General features: G+C 64.8%; 15 protein-coding genes. 10 read left to right on the plus strand and 5 right to left on the minus strand.

Features of this window, described 5'->3' with window-relative positions:
- Positions 1 to 4 precede the first annotated feature (4 nt).
- Both D8W71_RS08675 and D8W71_RS08680 read right to left on the minus strand, forming a co-directional pair.
- Entirely contained in the window at positions 5 to 2,383 is a 2,379-nt protein-coding gene (locus D8W71_RS08675) for an ABC transporter permease (protein WP_121112697.1), read from the minus strand.
- A complete protein-coding gene (locus D8W71_RS08680; RefSeq protein ID WP_121112699.1) occupies positions 2,380 to 3,159 on the minus strand; it encodes an ABC transporter ATP-binding protein in 780 nt (259 codons plus the stop codon). Before D8W71_RS08680 ends, D8W71_RS08675 begins: the two co-directional genes overlap by 4 nt.
- 123 nt (positions 3,160 to 3,282) lie before the next feature.
- On the opposite strand from D8W71_RS08680, the gene D8W71_RS08685 reads away from it, so the two are divergent.
- The 3 genes from D8W71_RS08685 (at position 3,283) to D8W71_RS08695 (ending at position 8,068) form a co-directional block, all read left to right on the plus strand.
- Positions 3,283 to 4,503, plus strand: a complete 1,221-nt coding sequence (locus tag D8W71_RS08685; protein ID WP_121112701.1) for a sensor histidine kinase — start codon at positions 3,283 to 3,285, stop codon at positions 4,501 to 4,503.
- A complete protein-coding gene (locus D8W71_RS08690; protein ID WP_121112703.1) occupies positions 4,494 to 5,138 on the plus strand; it encodes a response regulator in 645 nt (214 codons plus the stop codon). Before D8W71_RS08685 ends, D8W71_RS08690 begins: the two co-directional genes overlap by 10 nt.
- Before the next feature lie 77 nt (positions 5,139 to 5,215).
- Positions 5,216 to 8,068, plus strand: a complete 2,853-nt coding sequence (locus D8W71_RS08695) for an AAA family ATPase (protein WP_236077796.1) — start codon at positions 5,216 to 5,218, stop codon at positions 8,066 to 8,068.
- 16 nt (positions 8,069 to 8,084) lie between these two features.
- On the opposite strand, the gene D8W71_RS08700 is transcribed toward D8W71_RS08695, so the two are convergent.
- Together D8W71_RS08700 and D8W71_RS08705 are read right to left on the minus strand one after the other, a co-directional pair.
- Complete coding sequence (locus D8W71_RS08700) at positions 8,085 to 8,987, minus strand: DUF5996 family protein (RefSeq protein ID WP_121112705.1); 903 nt, start codon at positions 8,985 to 8,987, stop codon at positions 8,085 to 8,087.
- A gap of 70 nt (positions 8,988 to 9,057) precedes the next feature.
- A complete protein-coding gene (locus D8W71_RS08705; protein ID WP_121112707.1) occupies positions 9,058 to 10,755 on the minus strand; it encodes a nitroreductase family deazaflavin-dependent oxidoreductase in 1,698 nt (565 codons plus the stop codon).
- Positions 10,756 to 10,893: 138 nt separating this feature from the next.
- Between D8W71_RS08705 and D8W71_RS08710 the strand changes: the two genes are divergently transcribed.
- Positions 10,894 to 11,481 carry a TetR/AcrR family transcriptional regulator gene (locus tag D8W71_RS08710; RefSeq protein WP_236077797.1) on the plus strand — a complete coding sequence of 196 codons (588 nt, stop codon included), beginning with the start codon at positions 10,894 to 10,896 and terminating at the stop codon, positions 11,479 to 11,481.
- An 88-nt stretch (positions 11,482 to 11,569) separates the two neighbouring features.
- Entirely contained in the window at positions 11,570 to 13,156 is a 1,587-nt protein-coding gene (locus D8W71_RS08715) for an MFS transporter (RefSeq protein WP_121112709.1), read from the plus strand.
- Positions 13,157 to 13,229: 73 nt separating this feature from the next.
- On the opposite strand, the gene D8W71_RS08720 is transcribed toward D8W71_RS08715, so the two are convergent.
- The gene (locus D8W71_RS08720) at positions 13,230 to 13,931 is read right to left on the minus strand and encodes a GntR family transcriptional regulator (RefSeq protein WP_121112711.1); all 702 of its coding nucleotides are present in this window, start codon (positions 13,929 to 13,931) and stop codon (positions 13,230 to 13,232) included.
- A gap of 144 nt (positions 13,932 to 14,075) precedes the next feature.
- Between D8W71_RS08720 and D8W71_RS08725 the strand changes: the two genes are divergently transcribed.
- Genes D8W71_RS08725 through eda form a run of 5 tightly spaced genes read left to right on the plus strand, consistent with a single transcriptional unit; the run spans position 14,076 to position 19,342 of the window.
- Entirely contained in the window at positions 14,076 to 15,113 is a 1,038-nt protein-coding gene (locus D8W71_RS08725; RefSeq protein ID WP_121112713.1) for a zinc-binding dehydrogenase, read from the plus strand.
- Positions 15,110 to 16,315, plus strand: coding sequence for a D-mannonate dehydratase ManD (gene manD / locus D8W71_RS08730; RefSeq protein WP_121112715.1), 1,206 nt, complete (start codon positions 15,110 to 15,112; stop codon positions 16,313 to 16,315). The genes D8W71_RS08725 and manD overlap by 4 nt, the downstream gene beginning before the upstream one ends.
- A gap of 8 nt (positions 16,316 to 16,323) precedes the next feature.
- Positions 16,324 to 17,265, plus strand: coding sequence for a sugar kinase (locus tag D8W71_RS08735; RefSeq protein ID WP_121118848.1), 942 nt, complete (start codon positions 16,324 to 16,326; stop codon positions 17,263 to 17,265).
- Positions 17,262 to 18,680 carry a mannitol dehydrogenase family protein gene (locus tag D8W71_RS08740; RefSeq protein WP_121112717.1) on the plus strand — a complete coding sequence of 473 codons (1,419 nt, stop codon included), beginning with the start codon at positions 17,262 to 17,264 and terminating at the stop codon, positions 18,678 to 18,680. Before D8W71_RS08735 ends, D8W71_RS08740 begins: the two co-directional genes overlap by 4 nt.
- Positions 18,677 to 19,342 carry a bifunctional 4-hydroxy-2-oxoglutarate aldolase/2-dehydro-3-deoxy-phosphogluconate aldolase gene (eda, locus tag D8W71_RS08745; protein ID WP_161965430.1) on the plus strand — a complete coding sequence of 222 codons (666 nt, stop codon included), beginning with the start codon at positions 18,677 to 18,679 and terminating at the stop codon, positions 19,340 to 19,342. Before D8W71_RS08740 ends, eda begins: the two co-directional genes overlap by 4 nt.
- Positions 19,343 to 19,515: the final 173 nt, after the last annotated feature.

The raw sequence follows: 19,515 nt of genomic DNA on the forward strand, positions 1-19,515 counted from the left end.
TCAACTATTGCCGGGCTCGGAAGCTCATCGCCGCCGCAGTCACTCCCATCATGCATACGATTCCCAGTGGCACGGTCGAGGCCTGTACCCAGTCGAGGTGAGCGACGACTGGGGTGCCGGTGGTGTTCGACAGGCCGGCCGCCATCTCGTGCAGCGGCACCAGCGCACACAGCGCACCCAGCACTACGCCGCATGCTCCGGCGACAACGGCCTCGACGACGACCACGCTGCTGATCTGCCGGTTGGTGGCACCGGAGTGCGCGAGCGCGCGCACCTGGGTCCGTCGATGCCGCATGGACATCGCGATCGTGATGGTGGCAGCAAGCACCGAATAGCCGACGGCGACTGCGACGAAGGTCTTGACGTAGCGGTCGAGCAGCGTCAGGTCCTTGTCGTAGCGGACCCCGGACCAGGTGATCGCATCCGTGACGCGGGTACCTGCGGGGGGCGCGGTGGCCGCTTGGACGGAGGACGTGGTCACGAACACCTCGTCCGCTACGGCCGAGGGGTCGTGCTCGCGAACAACGACTTCGGGAAGTGCCACGCCAGGGTGTTCACCTCTAGGATCGTCCACGATCGTAGTAATCCTCGGGTCGAGGGTCCTCCCGTCCGCCATCACCAGGGTGACAGCGTCGCCGGCCTGCCAGCCGTATTCCTCCGCCATGTACAGGGGCACTTCGAAGCTAGTGGGGGCGCTTGCGCTGGGGAGCGCCGTGACGGGGAGCGCGACAGTGGATCCAGCAACGACCAGCTGGGCTCGGCTGGATATCCCGACCTCGACGACGTCGTATTTCTCGTACGCCTGGTCCACCTGATCAGCGGTGAGGTAATCGGACTCGGACACCAGCACCGACTGACCCCTTATCTGAGCTGCGGTCTCGGCCGGGTACGCAATTCGCATCGTAGGTATGAATCCACTGGTGAGGATGGCGAGAGCCGCCGCGATGATGGCCGGCGCTGCGATCGAGCCGGACCGGCGTGGATTCGTGGTGACCTCGGCGCCGCCGACCATGAGCGGGGCGGATGGCCGCAGCCGCCACGGCAGCCACAGCAGGATGCGTGCGAGCCGAGGCACCAGTACCGGCGCGAGACATGCAGCGGCGATGGCACCGGTGAGCGTGATGACGATCGCCATCAACACCGAGTCCAGTTCCGGCACAGTACGGCCCGCGACCACCTCGACTACGACGAGGGCGCCCAACGCTGTTCCGCTGACAGTTCGTAGCCGCCCGTGGGTCTTGCGCTGACTTCTCGATTCGGGTCGCATCGCGGCCAGCGGGCTCACCCGCGAAGCGCTCACCGCCGAGACGGCGGCACCGGCCACTGCGATGACGATCCCTGCTAGGGCGGTTGTCATTGCGCCGGTCCAGTCGACCGTCACGACAAGCTGGGCCGGCAGGATCCCCCACGACCGCAACATGCTGGTCAGCGGTATCGTCGCGAGCACTCCAGCCGCAGTTCCCGAGACCGATCCCACAGTCCCCAGCATCGCGGCTTCCAGCAGCACCACGCGTCGCAGCTGCTTGGGCAGAGCTCCGGTTGCGCGGAGGAGACCGAATTCTTGGGTGCGCTCGTCGACCGCGAACTTCGAGGTGACCGCGACGACGAAGAGGCTCACGACCGCCGACGCGATCGCCAATACCGTCAGAAACTGATTGCTCAGGTAACGGCTCTTCGCGACCGAATCTTCTTGCAGCGTACTGCGATCGGTCACCACCTCGCCGCCGAACTCCGTCGCGACCGCCTGCACCGAGGCGACTGCCGACGGATCGTCGGTGACCTGAATACCGAGGAGACTGGCGGCCGGTGCCAACTGCTCGGCGGTAGCGTCGTCGAAGTAGATGCCAGGACCGTCGGTCGTGCCGGCGACTGTCACCTCCACATCGCGCTGCGCAGTCCGAAGAATGACCGTCTCGCCCACGACGGCATCGAACTCCGGGCCGAGCACGACCTGCGACGTCTGCTCCGGCGGCGCACCGGACGACAGTCGGTAAGCACCCAGCGACGCGGCTGACCATCCGTGCCCCGCGACCTGTGGGTCCTCGCTCGGCAGCGCGTCGGCCGGCGTGACGATCTGCGCCAGGAAGCTGCGGTCCGCCACAACATCGGCGATGCCCGGTATCGAGCGGATCCGCTGCGTCAGCTGGGCGAGTCGGTCTCCGCCCCACGCACTGCGGTCGCTCGCTTGTCCCAGCACGTTCGTCGCTCGCTCGCCGGCGACGACCAACGACGCACCCCGCAGACGCTCCGGTGGCTGCGGTCCTGCGGCACTCATGACTTGTGTTGTGGCGGTGGTGATCGAGGCGCCCAAGAACACCGCGAGTAGCACGCCCAACGCAGCCGTGATTCGGCGTCGGAATGACGCTGTCGCCCATGCGATCATGCCGCGATCCCGGTCATTCGGGCAGCGATCTGTGCAGCGGTCCGGGTGTCGCCCGGGGCGCCCCGCCGGTGCTGTAGGTCATCGACCACTTTTCCGTCACGAAGAAACAGCACTCGATCGGCGAACGAGGCCGCGGTCGGATCGTGGGTCACCATCACGACGGTCTGGCTTTCGTGATCGACGACGCTGCGCAGCAGTTCCAAGACCGATCGCGACCCGGCGGAGTCCAGAGCACCTGTCGGCTCGTCGGCGAACACCACTTCGGGCTCGGTCAGCAGGGCCCGAGCGACAGCGACCCGTTGCTGCTGGCCACCGGACAGCTGAGACGGCCGATGATGCATGCGATCACCTAGACCGACCCTCACGAGTCCCGCCGTAATCCGAGAACGGTCCGGATCGAGTCCGGCAAGCCGCAAGGGCAGCTCCAGATTCTGGAGAGCCGTCAGCGATTCGATGAGGTTGTAGGACTGAAACACGAAGCCCACCTTGGACCGGCGTAGGAGGGTCCGCGCCCGCTCACCGATGGAGCCGATCTCGACTTCGCCGATGAAAGTCTCCCCGCCGTCCAATCGGTCGAGCCCCGCAGCGCACTGCAAGAGCGTCGACTTCCCCGATCCCGACGGGCCCATCACCGCGGTGAAAGTACTGCGATGGAAGTCGACGCTGAGGCCGTTCAGTGCGTTGACCGTTTCGTCGCCCACGTCGTATCGGCGGTGCGCGGCGCGCACACGAACCGCGGGCTGCACACAGGTGGGCTGATCGATGCTGTTGTCCATGCCATCAAGCGAAGCGGAGCGGTCGAGCCCCCGGTACGGGGAAAGTCGCACACCTTCATTACGGATAACCACATGCGGTTTACCGCAATATCGGTGGCCAGCGGCTCGGCTTACACTGCTGGGGTGCTGGGAAACCGTGTCGTGTACCCACCCGACATGGCAGATCGGGTCGCCGTCAGCTCGCTACTTCGGCGATGGATGATCGCGTTCGCCGGGGTTCTTCTCGGTGGCGTCACGGCAGTCTCGGCGCTTCTGTACACCGTGGTGGCGTTGTTGGTCGCCCCGCCGGCGCGCGTCCTCGGCCGGCGGGGCGTGCGTCTACGCACCGCAGTCGACGAGGGCGCCCTCGCGTTGACCGAGCTCGAGATCAAGAGGATCACCCGCTTCCACGGTCGGCTTCGCACGGACGTGCTGACCCCTCACCGCTGCCGCTGGTATCTCGGGATGCGCTGGACGATCGGACTACTCGGAATCGGCGTAGTCCTGCTGCTGACGCTCTGTCTCGTCGTGGCCGGATCGATGGTCTCGGCGTGGATCCTCAACGGCAGCTGGGGTGTTGTCGAGAACACCGACCGCGTTGACGGTCGACTCGTAGCGGGGGCGGCGCTGCCCGGAATCCTGTTGATCTTCGTCGCGGTTGTCGGGGTGGGAGGTGTTGGATCCCTGGACCGCTGGTTCGTCGTCCACGTACTCGGCAGGCAGTCCGACCGTGCGCTGCACCGGCGGGTGGCCGAACTGACAAGCAGCCGCGATCACGTCGTCGATGCGATCGACGAGGAACGCCGTCGTATCGAGCGCGACCTGCACGACGGCATACAGCAGCAGTTGGTTGCGGTCGGGATGCTCATCGGCAGGGCGCGTCGCGCCGAGGAGGACGACAAGCGAAGCGAACTCCTCGCTGGGGCTCATGCCGCATCTCAGGGCGCAATGCGGGAGCTGCGTGAGGTAGCCAACCGCGTGTACCCGGCGGCGCTCGATCACGACGGTTTGCACGCAGCGATCGAGGTGATGGCACAGCGCGCGAGTGTTCGCATCCGACTCGCGTACGAACTGACAGAGAGGGTGCGACCCGCTGTGGAGACGGTCGTGTATTTCGTCGTCTCGGAGGCGGTGACCAACGCAGCCAAACATGCGTTCCCCAATCTGGTCGAGGTCACTGTCACCCGCCAAAGGTTCGACCGTGTGCTTGTGACCATCACCGACGACGGGCCCGGTGGGGCTGATCCGTGTGGCGCAGGCTTGTCAGGACTGGCCCGACGCGTCACCGCTGTCGACGGCACCCTGACTGTGCACAGCCCGGTCGGCGGCCCGACGATCGTGACAGCGAGCGTCCCGTGCGGGTGATGGTCGCCGAGGACTCGACGTTGCTCCGTGAGGGTCTTGTCCGCATGCTCGTGGACGAAGGTCACGATGTAATTGCGTCCGTTTCGGACGCCGATGCGCTCCTCGACGCCGTGGAACAAGATCGTCCCGACATCGTCGTCACCGACGTCCGAATGCCTCCCGGACACAGCGACGAGGGGCTGCGGGCGGCGCTGACCATTCGCAGCCGATGGCCGGAGGTGGCAGTACTCGTGCTCTCCCAGTACGTCGAGAACCGTTACGCGGCAGAGTTGATCAGCGGTTCCGGAGGGAAGGTCGGGTACTTGTTGAAGGACCGCGTCGCCGAGGTCGACGACTTCCTGGACGCCTTGAACCGGGTTGCCGCCGGCGGGACCGCCTTCGACCCCGAGGTGGTGCGAGCGCTGCTGTCACGCACGTCGCAATCCAATCCACTCGAACGACTCACTCCTCGTGAGCGTGACGTCCTCGAGTTGATGGCTCAGGGGTACACCAATGCGCGAATATCGACTGATCTGCACATCTCTGTGAGTTCCACGGAGAAGCACATCAACGCAATTTTCGACAAGCTCGGACTGGCGAACTCCACCGGATTGAGCCGCCGCGTGATGGCTGTGGTGGCCTACCTGCGCAGCTGACCCGGCTGGTAGTGCCGCGCTGTTCCTGACGTGATGCCACAATGACACCGACATGATCGTAGCTACAACTTTGGGCGGTGTTCGATGGCAGTCGGTTGCGGGGACCGAGCATTGCTGCGAGCGCCCCGGAGATCGAGTCGGCTGTGAGTGCGCCCGCTCTGGTAGGGCGAGAAGAGCTCGCACGAACCCTTGCCGACATGGCGTCGGAACCGGGAAGCGGCGAGAAGACGCTGTGGCTTCTCGGTGAGGCCGGTATCGGTAAGAGCACGCTGCTCAGGTATGCGTCCGACGCCGCGCGTGAGGTGGGCACCCGAGTCCTGACGGCCTCGGGTGTCGACGCCGAAACCCAGCAGGTGTTCTCGGGGCTCCAGCAGTTGCTCTGGCCGGTCATGTCGTACATCGACAAGATGCCGGAGCAGATTCGCAGACCCCTCGACGAGGTCCTCGGTCGTGTGCAGCCACCCGCGGTCATCGACATGCTCGCGTGCAGGCATTCGGTCCTGCACCTGCTCGAGATGCTTGCTGGAGCGCGCCCGCTGCTGTTGGTGCTCGACGATGCGCACTTGATCGACCGTGACTCTCTCGATCTCGTCGTGTATGCGGTGCGCAGGATCGCAGGTCCTATGGCGACCCTGTGCAGCGCCCGCGGCCATCGGATACCCGACGGTGTCGCGCCCGGAATGGCTGCCGTCGAAGTTCCCAGCCTGTCCGACGCGGAGGCAGCGGCGTTGATAGATCGGCAGCCGGCAATGCCGTCGCACTCCGCCCGGCTCGAGATCATTCACCAGGCCGAGGGCAATCCCTTGGCGATCATCGAGTTCAGTCGAGCGGTGGCCCGGTCCGGTACTTCAATGTTGGCGGGAGCCGGAGTCGACCGCGTCCGCCGGGTCCAGTCGTTGTTCTCCGTGCGGCTCGCGGCGCTGTCGGCGGCCCCCCGTAAGCTCCTGCTGTACGCGGCGGCCGGATCCGGATACGAAAGCGCGGACGTCATCACCGCAGCAGCGGGATTCGGATCGGATCTGTCGGTATGGTCCGAGGCCGAGCGGTCCGGGTTGATCTCCGTGGACGGAAGGAAGGTGCACTTCGTTCACCCGCTCGCCCGGGCGGCGGCGTACTCGGACTGTACTTCCGACGAACGACGAAGGGCACACGCCGATTTCGCCGACCTGTTGGTCGACGACCCGCCGTGCCGCGCGTGGCACCGAGCCGCCGGATCCGATGGACCCGACGAGACCGTCGCGGCCGAGTTGGAAGACGCTGCCGAGCTGTCCCAACGCCGCGGTGGGTTCTTCGAGGTGGCACGCGCGTTGGAGCGCGCTGCCCAGTGCTCGCCGGACAGTGAGGCCGCTGCGCGCCGGTACGCGCGGGCAGCCCACGCCGCGTATATGGCGGGCGACCCGCATTGGGGACTGGCACTCGCCGCGCTCGTGCGTCGCACGAGCGATTCGGTCGAGATCCGAAGCGCAGCAGCGCTTCCCACCGCCTCGATCCTGTTGCAGACTGCGAGACCCGACGAATCGTTCGATGTCGTCGTTCGTACTCTTGCCGAATCGCCGTCGATCGAAGAGGGGCTCGTACTGGCGTTGTTGTTCACCGCGCTCGGAGCTGCGCACTTCAGTGGGGGCGAGTGGCGACGTGAGAAGCTCGCGACATTGGTGGGTCGGATCCCCGAATCATCAACGGACAACGGGTATTTCCTTTCACCGATGCCCGACGCCGCCAAGGACTCCGTCAGGCGTCTCGTCACCGAATATGCTGCCGGAGAACTCGGACTCTCGACAGGAGAATGGTCCGCACCGACGTCATCGGTGGCCGCACAGATCTCGTATCTGCTCGCCGAGGGAACCCGCGCGTACCTGAGTGAGAAGAGTATCGATGCGCTGTCGTTTTTCGCGCGAGGTATCGATTCCCTGCGCGAAACCGGAAGTCTCGGCGCAGGCGCAATGGGAATGGCAGCATCCGCCGGCGCCTTGATCGACACGGGCCGATGGAGCGAGTTCGACGCCGCGGCCGACGAGGCCGCCGATGTCGCCGCGGTCGGAAAGATGGCGATCGTCGACGCGATCGTCGAAACCCACCGGGTCACGATGGAGACGCACCGAGGTAACCTCGATCTCGCTTCGGCTCATCTTGCTCGGGCGGCTACGTTGTTCGAGCCGCGAGCAAACCTTGCGCTCTCCGTCGACCTCGATCGTTCTCAGGCTTTGATCGCCTGTGTGCGGGGAGATTTCTCCGGCGCCTTCGAACGGCTGAACGGTCTCTTCGGACGTGACGGCACCCCCTCCCACAGCGTTCAGTCGGTTCTTGCCATCGCCGACCTCGGCTGGTCGGGCGCGCGAAGCGGACAGCACACAGCGGCGCGCCGTGCCGTCACTGCCATTGGACGGGCAATCGGTTCTCGTCCGCCCGTCCGCATCAAGTTGCTTCGACACCTCGCCGCCGCGCTCGTCAGCGAGACGACACGCACGGCCGAACGGCACTATCGGCTTGCAATCTTCGACTCGGCCGCCGACGAGTGGCCGGTCGAACGCGCAAGGGCGCGCATGCATTACGGGGAGTGGCTCCGCCGCAACCGGAGGCCGACGGATGCGAGGCCGATGCTGTCCCAGGCGTTGGAGACCTTCGAGCGAGTGGGCTCGACGGTGTTCGCCGACATCGCCCGCGCCGAGCTCCGCGCCGCGGGTGGTGCGCGCGCGACGGCTTCGGCCGACGCCCGCGATGGTTGGGGCTCCCTCACCGCGCAGGAGCAGCACATCGCCACGCTCGCGGCCGAGGGGCTGACCAACCGCCAGATCGGCGAACAACTCCACTTGTCCCCGCGCACGATCGGTTCGCATCTCTACCACGTGTATCCGAAGCTCGGGATCAGCAAGCGACACGAGCTGCGCGGTGTCATCGACAGCACCGCCTCCGAGGGGTGGAGCGCCTGACCTTCAGCCGGCGCGCTCACGTCCAGTCGGCAGTCTCGGCAGCAGCGTTGTGGGTCTGTTCGAGGAACTTGCGCACGGTGCCTTCGGGATCGGATGCTTGCCTGACGAGGTGGTACGGCAAGACGTACTCGCCGAGGGCCGAGTCCCAGTAGGCGGGTGATTCGACCCCCGGATGGGTGTCGTATCCATCGGGGTGAGGGTAGGCGTACGCGTAGAACACGCCCTCCTCGGCACCTCCAGGCCAGTACCCAGCGCTGGAGACCTCGTCGCTGTATGCCTCGTGCATCACCCAATCGGGACAGTTGGGGACACCGCCCGGGTGCGGAGGTGCAGACCTGCCGGAGAACCGAGTAACTGCGAGATCGAATGCGCCCCAGAAGAAGTGCACGGGTGAGGATTTGCCGCGGAACTCACCGCGAAACGCCGCGAACACCGAATGGGCACTGACGAGTGACCGCCAAAAGGCAGACACCGCGTTCGCATCGTAGGAAGAGTGTGCGGTGTCCTCGGCGAACGGCGTCGCATCGGGAAGTTCGACGGGTGTCCCGACGATGTCGATGTCGAATCCGAGATCGCGCAGATGCCTGGTGTACTCCGCGTAGAAGTCGGCGACAGTCCTCGGTTCGAGGTTCATCCGGCGGGTCTGTCCGTCGGTCACCAGGAACTCGAGTTCGTGTGTGAGAAAGTCGAACCGGATTTCCAGGCCCACAGCTGTTCCCGACGATGAGCCGGCCTGCATGAGCGACGTCGTGAGGCCGCGGGCGTCCACGTAGAGCGGTACGCCCCACCAGTGGTTGATCGCAGGACCCAGCGCCATCCGGGTCTTGCCGACAATCTGGGTCCACAGGTGCAGGGTGTCCCGGGTGTCGATCCAGGAATCGACGGGAAGGGCGGGCCATGCGTCGTAGCGAGTGTCCATTGCTCGATCATCCCGCTGTCCGCCGCCAATCACATCAGTCGCGCGACTGACGATCTCTTTCTGCCCCCGCTTATCGGTCGAACGTCACCCGTACCGAAATCGGAGTTGTCTGCAGCGCAGTGAACGCTGCACTGACGAGACGCCTCAGAAGCGGATTCGATGCAAACGAGCGGGCGCGTTCGGTGACATCGTCGTCGTACACGAACACTGCTGTTCCCGGACGCCATTCGGTACCCACCCGAAGCCGGACACGCGGCTCGTCGGCGATGTTGGCACCCCACCCGGACCTGGTGCCGTGCTGCGAAATGATCCATGCTCCGGTGGCGTCGAATTTTGCCGATACGGGGACCTGCCGTGCGAGCCCCGACTTCCGCCCGACGGTTTCGATGTCGGTCATAGAAGAGATACGCACGCCGGCTGCGGTGAGCCCTCGCATCACAGGATTCGCGAGGTAGCGCCCGATGAACCGCTCGCGCTCGAACTTGCGTAGTGCGGGGTCGGGACCGGTGGAGCCTCGACGGCTGCGAAATGCATCGACACCGTTTCGTTGCAGCATGGTCGCGGTGGTCTTCCACAGCGGACGCCCGGGGTCGGGGTCGCCGCCGTTTCCGACCAAATGGAGTTGATCGGTATGCCATTGCAGATCGAGAGCGCCGTCGAGCGACTTGAGTGCCGAGTATTTCTTCGGAAGACCAAGGGTGATCCGGGGAGACTCCAGGCGTTCGGCGCTGTCGCGAATCAACGCGTGTCCCGACGCCGTCACCACCGCTGCGGGCCTGCCGAGTCCCACCACATCGCAGTCGCCCGAACCGACGGCGACGCTCATGGCCGACCGTGTGCGGAAGCCGCCGGTGACCGCGAGGGGGACATCGCCTGCCGCCTGCCGAACTTCCCGCGCGTAGTCGAGGAAGTACGCCTCACGCGCTCGGGTGCTGTCGGCGACGGTAACCGGCCGACCCATCATCGCCGGCGATTCGTAACTGCCACCGCTGATTTCGATGAGGTCGATGTGCTCGCCCGTCAGCTGCTCGACGACCAGGCGTGACTCCTCCTCGGTGAATCCGCCCTTCTGGAAGTCGGCCGAATTGAGTTTGATGCCGACGGCGAAGCCGGGGGACACCGTTGCCCTGATGCTGCGGACGACCTCGAGAACGAACCGCATCCTGCCGTCGAGGTCGCCGCCCCATCGATCGTCGCGTTTGTTGGCCGACGGTGAGAGAAATTGTGAGACGAGGTACCCGTGCGCACCGTGGATCTGCACTCCGTCGAATCCAGCGGTTTCGGCGACCGAGGCCGCGGCTGCGAACCGCTCGACGATGTCACCGATCTCGTAGTCGGTCAGTGCTCGGGGTGCCGGAAGGCCGGGGATTCCGGGCGCAACAGCGGACGGCGCCACCGGCTTGGCGTGCGTGGCCAGCGGGTTGGCCTGACGGCCCGGGTGATTGAGCTGCATCCACACCGGCGATCCACCGTCGCGAGTCGCCTTGGCCCAGCGGGACAATGCGTCGTGATCGCGGTCGTCCTCGATGACGACGTTGCCCGGTTCGCCGATGTGGCGCCGATCGACCATGACGTTGCCGGTCAACACGAGGCCGTACCCGCCCGCGCCCCACTGCGTGTACAGCCGTTCCAGCCTGACGTCGGGGGAGTGTTCACCGGTCGCGAGGCCTTCGCTGAGCGCGGCCTTCATGATCCGGTTGGGGAGGACCTGTCCGCACGCGAGCGTGAGAGGTGAGTCCAACGTGCTGGAGGTACGTTCGGTGTGCATGGTGACTCCTTACACGCCGCGGCGACTCGCAGCGTTATGCTCGAATGCATAGCGCTGTCGACTGTAAACGTTACTGGCGGTTACGTCAACAGTCCATGGCGCACGTTCGAGGGCTCGAATCAGGTCGAAGGAGTACGCGTGAGTAAGAGCACCGCCCGTGACGACATGCTGCGCAGCGCGGCTCAGTTGTTTCGGGAAAAGGGCGTCGAGGCCACCTCGCTCGCCGACGTCATCGAGCATGCGGGGGCGCCGCGAGGGTCGATCTACCATCACTTTCCCCGAGGTAAACCGCAGCTCGTGGAGGAGGCGACGCGAACCGCCGGTGCGTTGATGGGGTCGATGATCTCGGCTGGACTTGCGAATCACGGTCCTGCGGAGACGTTGAAGGCGATCATCGGCGGGTTTCGCGATCAGTTGGAATCGACCGGTTACACGGCGGGGTGCCCGGTGGCCCCAGCAGCGTTGGAGGGTGCCAATTCACCCGCGGCGCTCGCCGCCGCGGGGGAGTCGTTCACGTCGTGGGAGGACACGATCGCTGCGTCTCTGTGGCAGCGAGGGCTGTCGCAAGAGCGCTCGAGGGCCCTCGCGACCATGGCAATCTCCTCGTTCGAGGGCGCCTTGATCATTGCGAAGGCCCAGCGCAGCACGGTCGCGCTGGACCGAGTGGAAACCGAACTTCTGTTGTGGCTGGAGTCCGCACTCGACGGGGCCGATGGGAGGTCCTGACTCCCGGGTATTGCTATTACCCAGAGTTACAGTTACCTTTCGGGTTACGGCGCTATGTTCGGCGTCATAATTCGAAGGGACTTCCTCGATGCCTCAGAAGATTGCGTCACGTGCGCCCGTACTTTCGTCCAGGCAGCGATGGCTCGCGCTGGTCGTGATCTGCGCCGCCGAATTGTTGGTGGTGCTGGACAACACCGTCGTCAATGTTGCTCTGCCGTCGATGGGTCTGCAGTTGCGCTCGAGTATCAGCGGCCTGCAGTGGGTGGTCGACGCCTACACGCTGGCGTTCGCCGGACTCCTGCTCGCGTTCGGTCACCTCGGCGACCGGTACGGCAGAAAGAAGGTCATGATCGTCGGTCTCGCCGGCATCGCGGTAATGTCGATCGGTGGCGCGATCGCTGCCGACCTAGGTCAGGTCATTGCAGCACGAGCTGCAATGGGAGTCTGTGCGGCAGCGGTGTTTCCAGCAACCCTTGCCCTGATCATCAACATTTTCACCGACGCCAAGGAGCGGGCACTCGCCATCGCCGCCTGGACTGCGATGGCCGGCTTCGCGATCGCAATCGGACCGACCGCGGGAGGCTTTCTGCTGGAACACTTCTCGTGGCACTCGGTATTCTGGATCAACGTGCCGGTTGCGGTGGTCGTGCTCCTCGCTGCAGTTGCGGTCGTACCCGAATCCCGCGCCGCGCACGTGGGTAAGTACGACCCACTCGGCATCACGCTGTCGATCGTCGGCATCACCGTCATCGTGTGGGCGATCATCGAAGCCCCACATCAGGGGTGGCTGTCGGCCGTCAGCGTCGCCGCGTACGCAGGTGGTGCGTTGTGTCTCGCCGGATTCGTCTGGTGGGAATTACGAAGCGACTCGCCGGTGCTCGACATGAATCTCTTCCGGATCAGACGATTCTCGTTGCCGGCCTTGGCCATTGCCGTCGGCTACTTCTCGATGTTCGGCTTTCTTTTCATGATCACCCAGTACTTTCAGGGAGTCATGGAACTCAGCCCGCTGCAGTTCGGCATCCACTCGCTACCGTTCGCAGTGTCGATCGCCATCGGCGCTCCCCTTGCCACGATGATTGCGCAGCGAATCGGAACTACCGCCGTCATCGTCTTCGGCCTCCTCGTCATGAGCGCAGGAATGTTCATCGCCGGGCAGGTGAAAGTCGAGACTCCGTACCTTGGCCCGGTGCTGATCTCGATGGTGCTGATGGGCCTGGGTCTTGCCATCGTCCAAGGGCCCGCGACGGAATCGATCATGTCTTCGGTCTCTCTCGACGAAGCGGGCGCGGGCTCCGCCGTCAACGACACCACGCGCGAGGTCGGCGGCACTCTCGGCGTGGCCGTTCTGGGTTCGATCGTCGCGTCCATCTACACCGCGAAGGTGGGACCGAAGATCGATGCCATACCCGACGCCTTGATGGAGCCGTACCAGAAGGCATTTGCGCGAGAAACCGTCGTCAGCGTCATCGAGATCGTGAAAGCGCCGACCAATTCGATCTTCGCTGCCCAGAAGGCGGATCTCGTCTACTCCATGAAAGCGGCATCGCTCGAGGGGTTCCAGCTCGCGTCCTTCGTCACCGTGGGTTCGGCTCTGACGTGCGCTCTGGCAGTAGCAATCTTCTTACCGTGGAAACGGCCCGAGGGCGAGAGTGTGCTGCTGGCGTGGCGATGAGGCGGCTTCGCCGCCCGTGAGTGGGTAGTTACGTCGGAAGGTATGTATGCGCGCACGGGCGGCGTAGCCGCAATTACCAGCTCGAAATCACCCGGCGCGTCGGCCGTTCGTTGCTGTCCGAGAACAGATGTGGGCTCGCCTCCTTGATTCGCTCGACGTCGTCGAACACCGCGCGCAGATGATCGCGCATCGCGCGTTCGGCGGCGTCGAAATCGGCATTCTCCACCGCGTCGGCGATCGCGGTGTGCTGCGCGATCAGTTCCGGGATCGGCCGCGTGTCGCGCAGTCCGAGGCGTCGGGCGCGATCGAGGTGTGCTTTCGCCGATTCGACCGATCGCCATGCCGCGGAGTGTCCGCCCGCCGACAGTAAGGTCTGGTGGAACGTTTCGTCGAGCTCGAAGAAATCGTCCATGCTCAGGTCGGGCTCGCTCTGGCGCGCAAGGTTCTCCCGCAGTGCTGCGATGTCGTCGTCGGTACGTGCTGCGACGGCATCCTTCAGCGATGCGATTTCGATGGCCTCACGTACGAACTGCGCGTCGGCCACCTTGTCGGTATCGACTCGCGAGACGAACGTACCCAGTTGCGGGAACACCTGCACGAGTCCTTCCTCGGCGAGGAGAATGAGAGATTCGCGTACCGGGGTACGGCTCACGGACAGGTGCTCGGCGAGTTCGTTCTCCGACAATGGGCTTCCCGGTGGCAACTTCAGTGACACGATGCGGTGCCGAAGCTCCTTGTATGCGGCCTCGCGCGCGGTGACTTTTCGGGTGCTCACGGTCGCCAGAGTAATGGTCGACGCCGGTAGTGACCTATTCGGAACCAAGCGGACTTGTTTGACGCACGTCACTCAGGCGCTAGTATGGCAGCGCTGATATTCAAGTACTCAGTACCTAGTTCCGAGAGTAACGAGGCCTTAACGATGAGCACAGACGCCCAGGACCTCGCGGCAGTCCTGCACGGCAGCCGCGACCTGAGGATCGAACACATCGACCGCGCAGACGTCGGCGCAGGTCAGGTTCGAGTCCAGATCGACGGCGTGAGCCTGTGCGGGTCGGACCTTCACTACTACGCCGACGGCCGTAACGGAGCCAATGTCCTCACCAGGCCCACCGTTCTCGGCCACGAAGGATTCGGACGGATCGTCGAGGTCGGCGACGGTGTCGACACCGCACGGCTCGGTGAGCGCGTCGCGATCGAGCCCGCAGTTCCGGCTCCGCACACGCCGCTCGCCCTGGCGGGCCACTACAACGTCGACCCGAGCGTCGTCTGTTTCGGGTCCCCTCCGAACAACGGATTGCTTCGAGGCTCGGTCGTCATGCCCGCTGCATTCGCGCACGCACTTCCCGAGACCGTCACCGACGACGTCGCCGCATTGATCGAACCGCTCGCCGTCGCGGCATGGGCTGCCTCGCGCGCAGGCTCGGTACTCGGCAAGCGCGTGGTGATCACCGGTGCAGGACCGATCGGATTGCTGGTTCTGCAAACGGTTCTCGCACTCGGTGCCCGAGAGGTGACGATCACCGACGTCTCGCAGGCCAGGCTCGACGTGGCTCTCCGGCTCGGAGCGTCGGCAGCAATCCTGTCCGGTGAAACCGCTGTGGAACCGGCCTCGGCCGAAGTGGCCTTCGACTGCTCGGGCCACCCAGGTGCCATCGCCGACGCCGCCCGCGCACTCGGTCCCGCAGGCGTTCTCCTGCTCGTCGGCGTGCCGGGGCGTCAGGACGCGGAGTTTCCCATCGGCCTCGTTCAGCGCTGGGAGCTCGACATCCGGGGATGCTTCCGTTACGGCCCGGCCGCTTTCGAACAGGCCATCGGTCTTGCAGCACAGGGACGCGTCGATCTGCGCACCCTCGTCACCTCCCGCTTTTCGCTCGCGGATTCGGCCGCCGCTCTCGAAGCCGCGCTGACCGACCCGACCCAGCTCAAGATCGTCATAGACACAGGGGAAACACGATGAAGATCATCGACGCGACCGTCATCGTCACGGCGCCCGGCCGCAATTACGTGACACTGAAGATCACCACCGACGAGGGCATCGTCGGATGGGGCGATGCGACACTCAACGGCCGCGAACTCGCCGTGGCATCGTATCTTCGAGATCACCTTACGCCCTTGCTGATCGGACGCGACGCGTCGCGCATCGAGGACGCATGGCAGTACTTCTACAAGGGCGCCTACTGGCGACGCGGGCCGGTGACGATGACGGCCATCGCCGCCATCGATGTCGCGCTGTGGGACATCAAGGGCAAGGCCGCCGACATGCCGGTCTACCAGTTGCTCGGCGGCGCGGCTCGGGACGGAATCATGGTCTACGGGCACGCCAGTGGCGCGAGCGTCGAGGAGATGCTCGACGACGTCGGCCGCCACCTCGACGAGGGTTACCGGGCGGTGCGTGCCCAATCGGCCATCCCCGGACTCGACAAAACGTATGGAATTCCCAAGAACGGATTCTACGAACCGGCTTCCGATGCTGCACCACAGGAAGATTCGTGGGACACCGCGCCATATCTCAAGTTTGCACCGGAGATGCTCGGTGCTGTCCGTGAACGGCACGGCTTCGGCTTCCACCTTCTGCACGACGTCCATCACCGACTGACGCCGATCGAAGCCGGTCGACTGGGCCGGGACCTCGAAGAGATGCGGATGTTCTGGATCGAGGATCCGACACCCGCCGAGGATCAGAGTGCATTCGCGACGATCCGCCAGCACACGACGACGCCCATCGCCGTCGGCGAGATCTTCAACTCCATCTGGGACTGCCAGGATCTGATCACCAACCGGTGGATCGACTACATTCGTGCGTCGGTGTCGCACGCGGGTGGCATCACGCACCTGCGTCGAATTTTCTCGCTTGCCGATCTCTACGGTGTCAAGTCGGGATCGCATGGCGCAGGTGATCTTTCGCCCGTGTCCCTGGCTGCGGCGCTGCACGTCGACCTGTCGATCCCGAACTTCGGCGTCCAGGAGTACATGGGTCACGTCGAGCCGACGTCCGACGTCTTCCACGCCGATTACACGTTCGAGAACGGCTTCATGCACCCGGGCAACAAGCCGGGGATCGGCGTCGAGTTCGACGAAGTCGCCGCTGCGAAGTACCCGTACAACCCCCGCTACCTGCCCGTCAACCGCCGTCTCGACGGCAGCATGCACGATTGGTGACCCGGACCATGAACAGCCAGAATGCTTTCGATGTCGTCCTCCTCGGCGAACCGCTCGTCGAGATATCCACGACGCAGCCCTTCGTGCACGGAGTGTCCAGCGTCCTCGGCGTATCGGGTGACGTGGTCAACGCCGGCGCCGCAGCGGCCGCGGCAGGTGCGTCCGTCGCGCTGATAGCCCGCGTCTCGAACGACGAACTCGGCGACGCGGTGTGTGCGCGTATTCGTGCTCTCGGTATCGACGACACGTACATTCAACGCATCGACGGCCAGCAAGGTGCCTACTTCCTGCACATCGATCCGCAGGGTCAACGGCAGTTCTCCTACGCACGCTCTGGTTCGGTCGGATCACAGCTCACCATTGCGGACGTGCCTGCAGACGTGCTCGAGGCTGCCGGCGCGGTGCTCGTGAGCGGAATCACCGCCGCACTGTCGGAAACTGCCCGTAGCGCAGTGCTGTTCGCGGCACACAAGTCGAGTCGCTTCGTCTACGACCCCAACTTTCGCCCTCGACTGACAACGGCCTCCGACTCGGCGGCATTGCTTCGTGAACTCGCACCGCACTGTTCGGTGGTCGTTCCGTCCGCACCTGGTGAAATCGACGCGATCCTCGGTGTGGACGATCCGCTCGTTGCGGCAACCCGATTGCGTGAGTGGGGTGCCGCGTCGGTGGCAGTCACCCGCGGCGCTGACGGCATCACCGTCGTATCGGAGGACGGAAGTGTCCACGAGGAGCCCACGGTCCCTGCGCTGGACGTGGTGGACCAGACCGGGGCGGGCGATGTGTTCGCCGGAACCTTAACTGCAAGAATGGCATTGGGTGACACACTCGTCGAAGCAGTTTCTCTCGCGGCCAGCGCAGCCTCACTCAGTGTCGGTGGCCGCGGCGGCACCGGGCTCATCGGTTCTCTGAGCGAGGTCAGAGCACACAGAGAACGCGTCACCGCATGACTCGGCTCTCCGCGTCGACTGCGCCCGGGGTGGCGCGGCCCACGTCCACCGGCATCGTGCACCTGGGTCTCGGTGCTTTTCATCGCGCGCATCAAGCCGCGTTCACGCATGAGGCGTCACTGCTGACCGGCGACAGTTCGTGGGGGATCGTCGGCGTGACGCAACGCAGTAACGCCGTTGCCGAGCAGTTGCTTCCGCAGGACGGACTGTTCACCCTGGTGGAGAAGGGCGTCGGCGTCGAACGTTCGTCGGTGATCGGCTCGATCGTCGACGTCGTCAGCGCGGTGGAGGATCCCGCAGCCGTGGTGACCGCGATCGGTGATCCCGGCGTCCGCATCGTGACCCTGACGGTCACCGAGAAGGGCTATCGGTTCGACCCTGCCACCGGCAGGCTCCGCCTCGATGACCCCGAGATCGCCGCGGACCTCACGGGCCGCGCACCGCGGACCGTGATCGGTCAGCTCGTTGCCGGCCTTGCTGTGCGCGCGACAACGAACTCGCCGCTGACCGTGCTGTGTTGCGACAACCTTCCCCGCAACGGCAGCCTACTGGCGCAACTGGTCACGGACTTCGTTGCAGCTATGGATAATTCGCGGATTCTGGCCGGTTGGATCTCCGAGAACGTTGCCTTCCCGTCCACGATGGTCGACCGCATCGTTCCCGCCACGACCGACGCCGATCGAGACCGGATCGAATCCGAGACCGGCCTGCGCGACGACGCCGCAGTGGTTTGCGAACCGTTCCGCCAGTGGGTCGTCGAGGACAGGTTCGCGGCCGACCGCCCTGCGTGGGATCTGGTGGGCGTTCAGTTCGTCGATGATGTCGAACCATGGGAGACGATGAAACTTCGCGTCCTGAACGCGACTCACTCGTTGTTGGCCTACCTCGGGTCCATGGCGGGTCGAACGACTATCGCTGACGCTGTTGCCGATCCGGCTCTCGAATCGCTTGCTCGACGCATGATCGTCGAGAATGTCTCTCCCACAATGTCACCCGATATGGACGTCGCGGCGTACGGTGACGAAGTTCTCCAAAGATTTGCAAATCCAGCACTGCCGCACACCACCCGCCAGGTTGCAATGGACGGCTCCCAGAAACTCGGTCCTCGGCTACTCGGAACTGTTCGGGACGCGCAGGCGTCGGGAACTGCGACGACGTGGCTGGCGGTGGCCGTCGCGGCATGGGCGCGGTACGTCGTCGAAGAAACGCAGGCTGGACGCGTGCTCGACGATCCGCTGGCGGACGTGCTGTCAGGCGCAGCGTCAGGCCCCGAACCGGTACGCGCCCTCCTGGACATCCAGGGCGTGTTCGGTACCGATCTCGGTCCCGATTCCGACTTCGGGAAGCACGTTCGGGCGGCAGCCGTCGTCCTGTCCACCCACTCCCTCGTAGACGTCGAAAGAGAGTTGTCATGACTACGCAATCCGTCCTGAACACCCAAGCCGCCCTGAGTACCCGCGCGGTCATGGACATCAGTCCTGTCGTGCCCGTCGTCGTCGTCGATCGACTCGAAGACGCTGTACCCCTCGCGAAAGCGTTGCACGAGGGCGGGGTGAACGTCATCGAACTGACGCTTCGCTCGGATGTGGGACTCGCTGCGATCGCGGCCATCGCTGCGGAGGTTCCAGACGTCGTGATCGGCGCGGGCACCGTCCTGTCGGTGAAGGATGCGGAGAAGTCCATCGAGGCCGGTGCCCGGTTCTTGGTCTCACCCGGAGCGTCGTCGGCCCTGCTCGACGCCGCCCACGAGTGGACCGTGCCGTGGCTACCAGGGGTGTCGACAGCCACCGAAGCGATGAACGTCGCCGATGCTGGATACACCGAGCTGAAGTTCTTCCCGGCGGAATCTTCGGGAGGTGCCTGGGCCCTCGGAGCGCTTGCCGGACCACTTCCGCACCTGACCTTCTGCCCGACGGGTGGAATCTCGACATCCAATGCCGCCGACTATCTTCGCCTTTCCAACGTTGCTTGCGTCGGTGGCAGTTGGCTCACGCCCCGAAAAGCCGTCCAGGACAAGGATTGGGCTGCGCTGACGGAGTTGGCGCGTGCTGCTGCAGGGCTTCGCGTCACCACTTGAACCGTGAAAGCTGGATTCTTCTTGACGCACTGACATAACAGTGCTTGTATATCAGTGTGGCAAAGGCCACTGTCGCTCATGACACGAGTCGCACGTCTCACCGGTGGACCTCGAGGGACACGGGAATGCGTGACACGGCGCGAGAGTCTTCACCAAGAACAACGGAGCAGATG

Source organism: Rhodococcus sp. P1Y, from assembly GCF_003641205.1.
In the GTDB taxonomy this organism is placed as follows: domain Bacteria; phylum Actinomycetota; class Actinomycetes; order Mycobacteriales; family Mycobacteriaceae; genus Rhodococcoides.

Bases quoted from the DNA above. Each gene is read 5' to 3' on its own strand.
- D8W71_RS08680 (WP_121112699.1), bottom strand. From the start codon at position 3,159: ATGGACAACAGCATCGATCAGCCCACCTGTGTGCAGCCCGCGGTTCGT.
- D8W71_RS08705 (WP_121112707.1), bottom strand. From the start codon at position 10,755: ATGCACACCGAACGTACCTCCAGCACGTTGGACTCACCTCTCACGCTC.
- D8W71_RS08715 (WP_121112709.1), top strand. From the start codon at position 11,570: ATGCCTCAGAAGATTGCGTCACGTGCGCCCGTACTTTCGTCCAGGCAG.
- eda (WP_161965430.1), top strand. From the start codon at position 18,677: ATGACTACGCAATCCGTCCTGAACACCCAAGCCGCCCTGAGTACCCGC.
- D8W71_RS08725 (WP_121112713.1), top strand. From the start codon at position 14,076: ATGAGCACAGACGCCCAGGACCTCGCGGCAGTCCTGCACGGCAGCCGC.
- D8W71_RS08675 (WP_121112697.1), bottom strand. From the start codon at position 2,383: ATGATCGCATGGGCGACAGCGTCATTCCGACGCCGAATCACGGCTGCG.
- D8W71_RS08700 (WP_121112705.1), bottom strand. From the start codon at position 8,987: ATGGACACTCGCTACGACGCATGGCCCGCCCTTCCCGTCGATTCCTGG.
- D8W71_RS08735 (WP_121118848.1), top strand. From the start codon at position 16,324: ATGAACAGCCAGAATGCTTTCGATGTCGTCCTCCTCGGCGAACCGCTC.
- manD (WP_121112715.1), top strand. From the start codon at position 15,110: ATGAAGATCATCGACGCGACCGTCATCGTCACGGCGCCCGGCCGCAAT.
- D8W71_RS08740 (WP_121112717.1), top strand. From the start codon at position 17,262: ATGACTCGGCTCTCCGCGTCGACTGCGCCCGGGGTGGCGCGGCCCACG.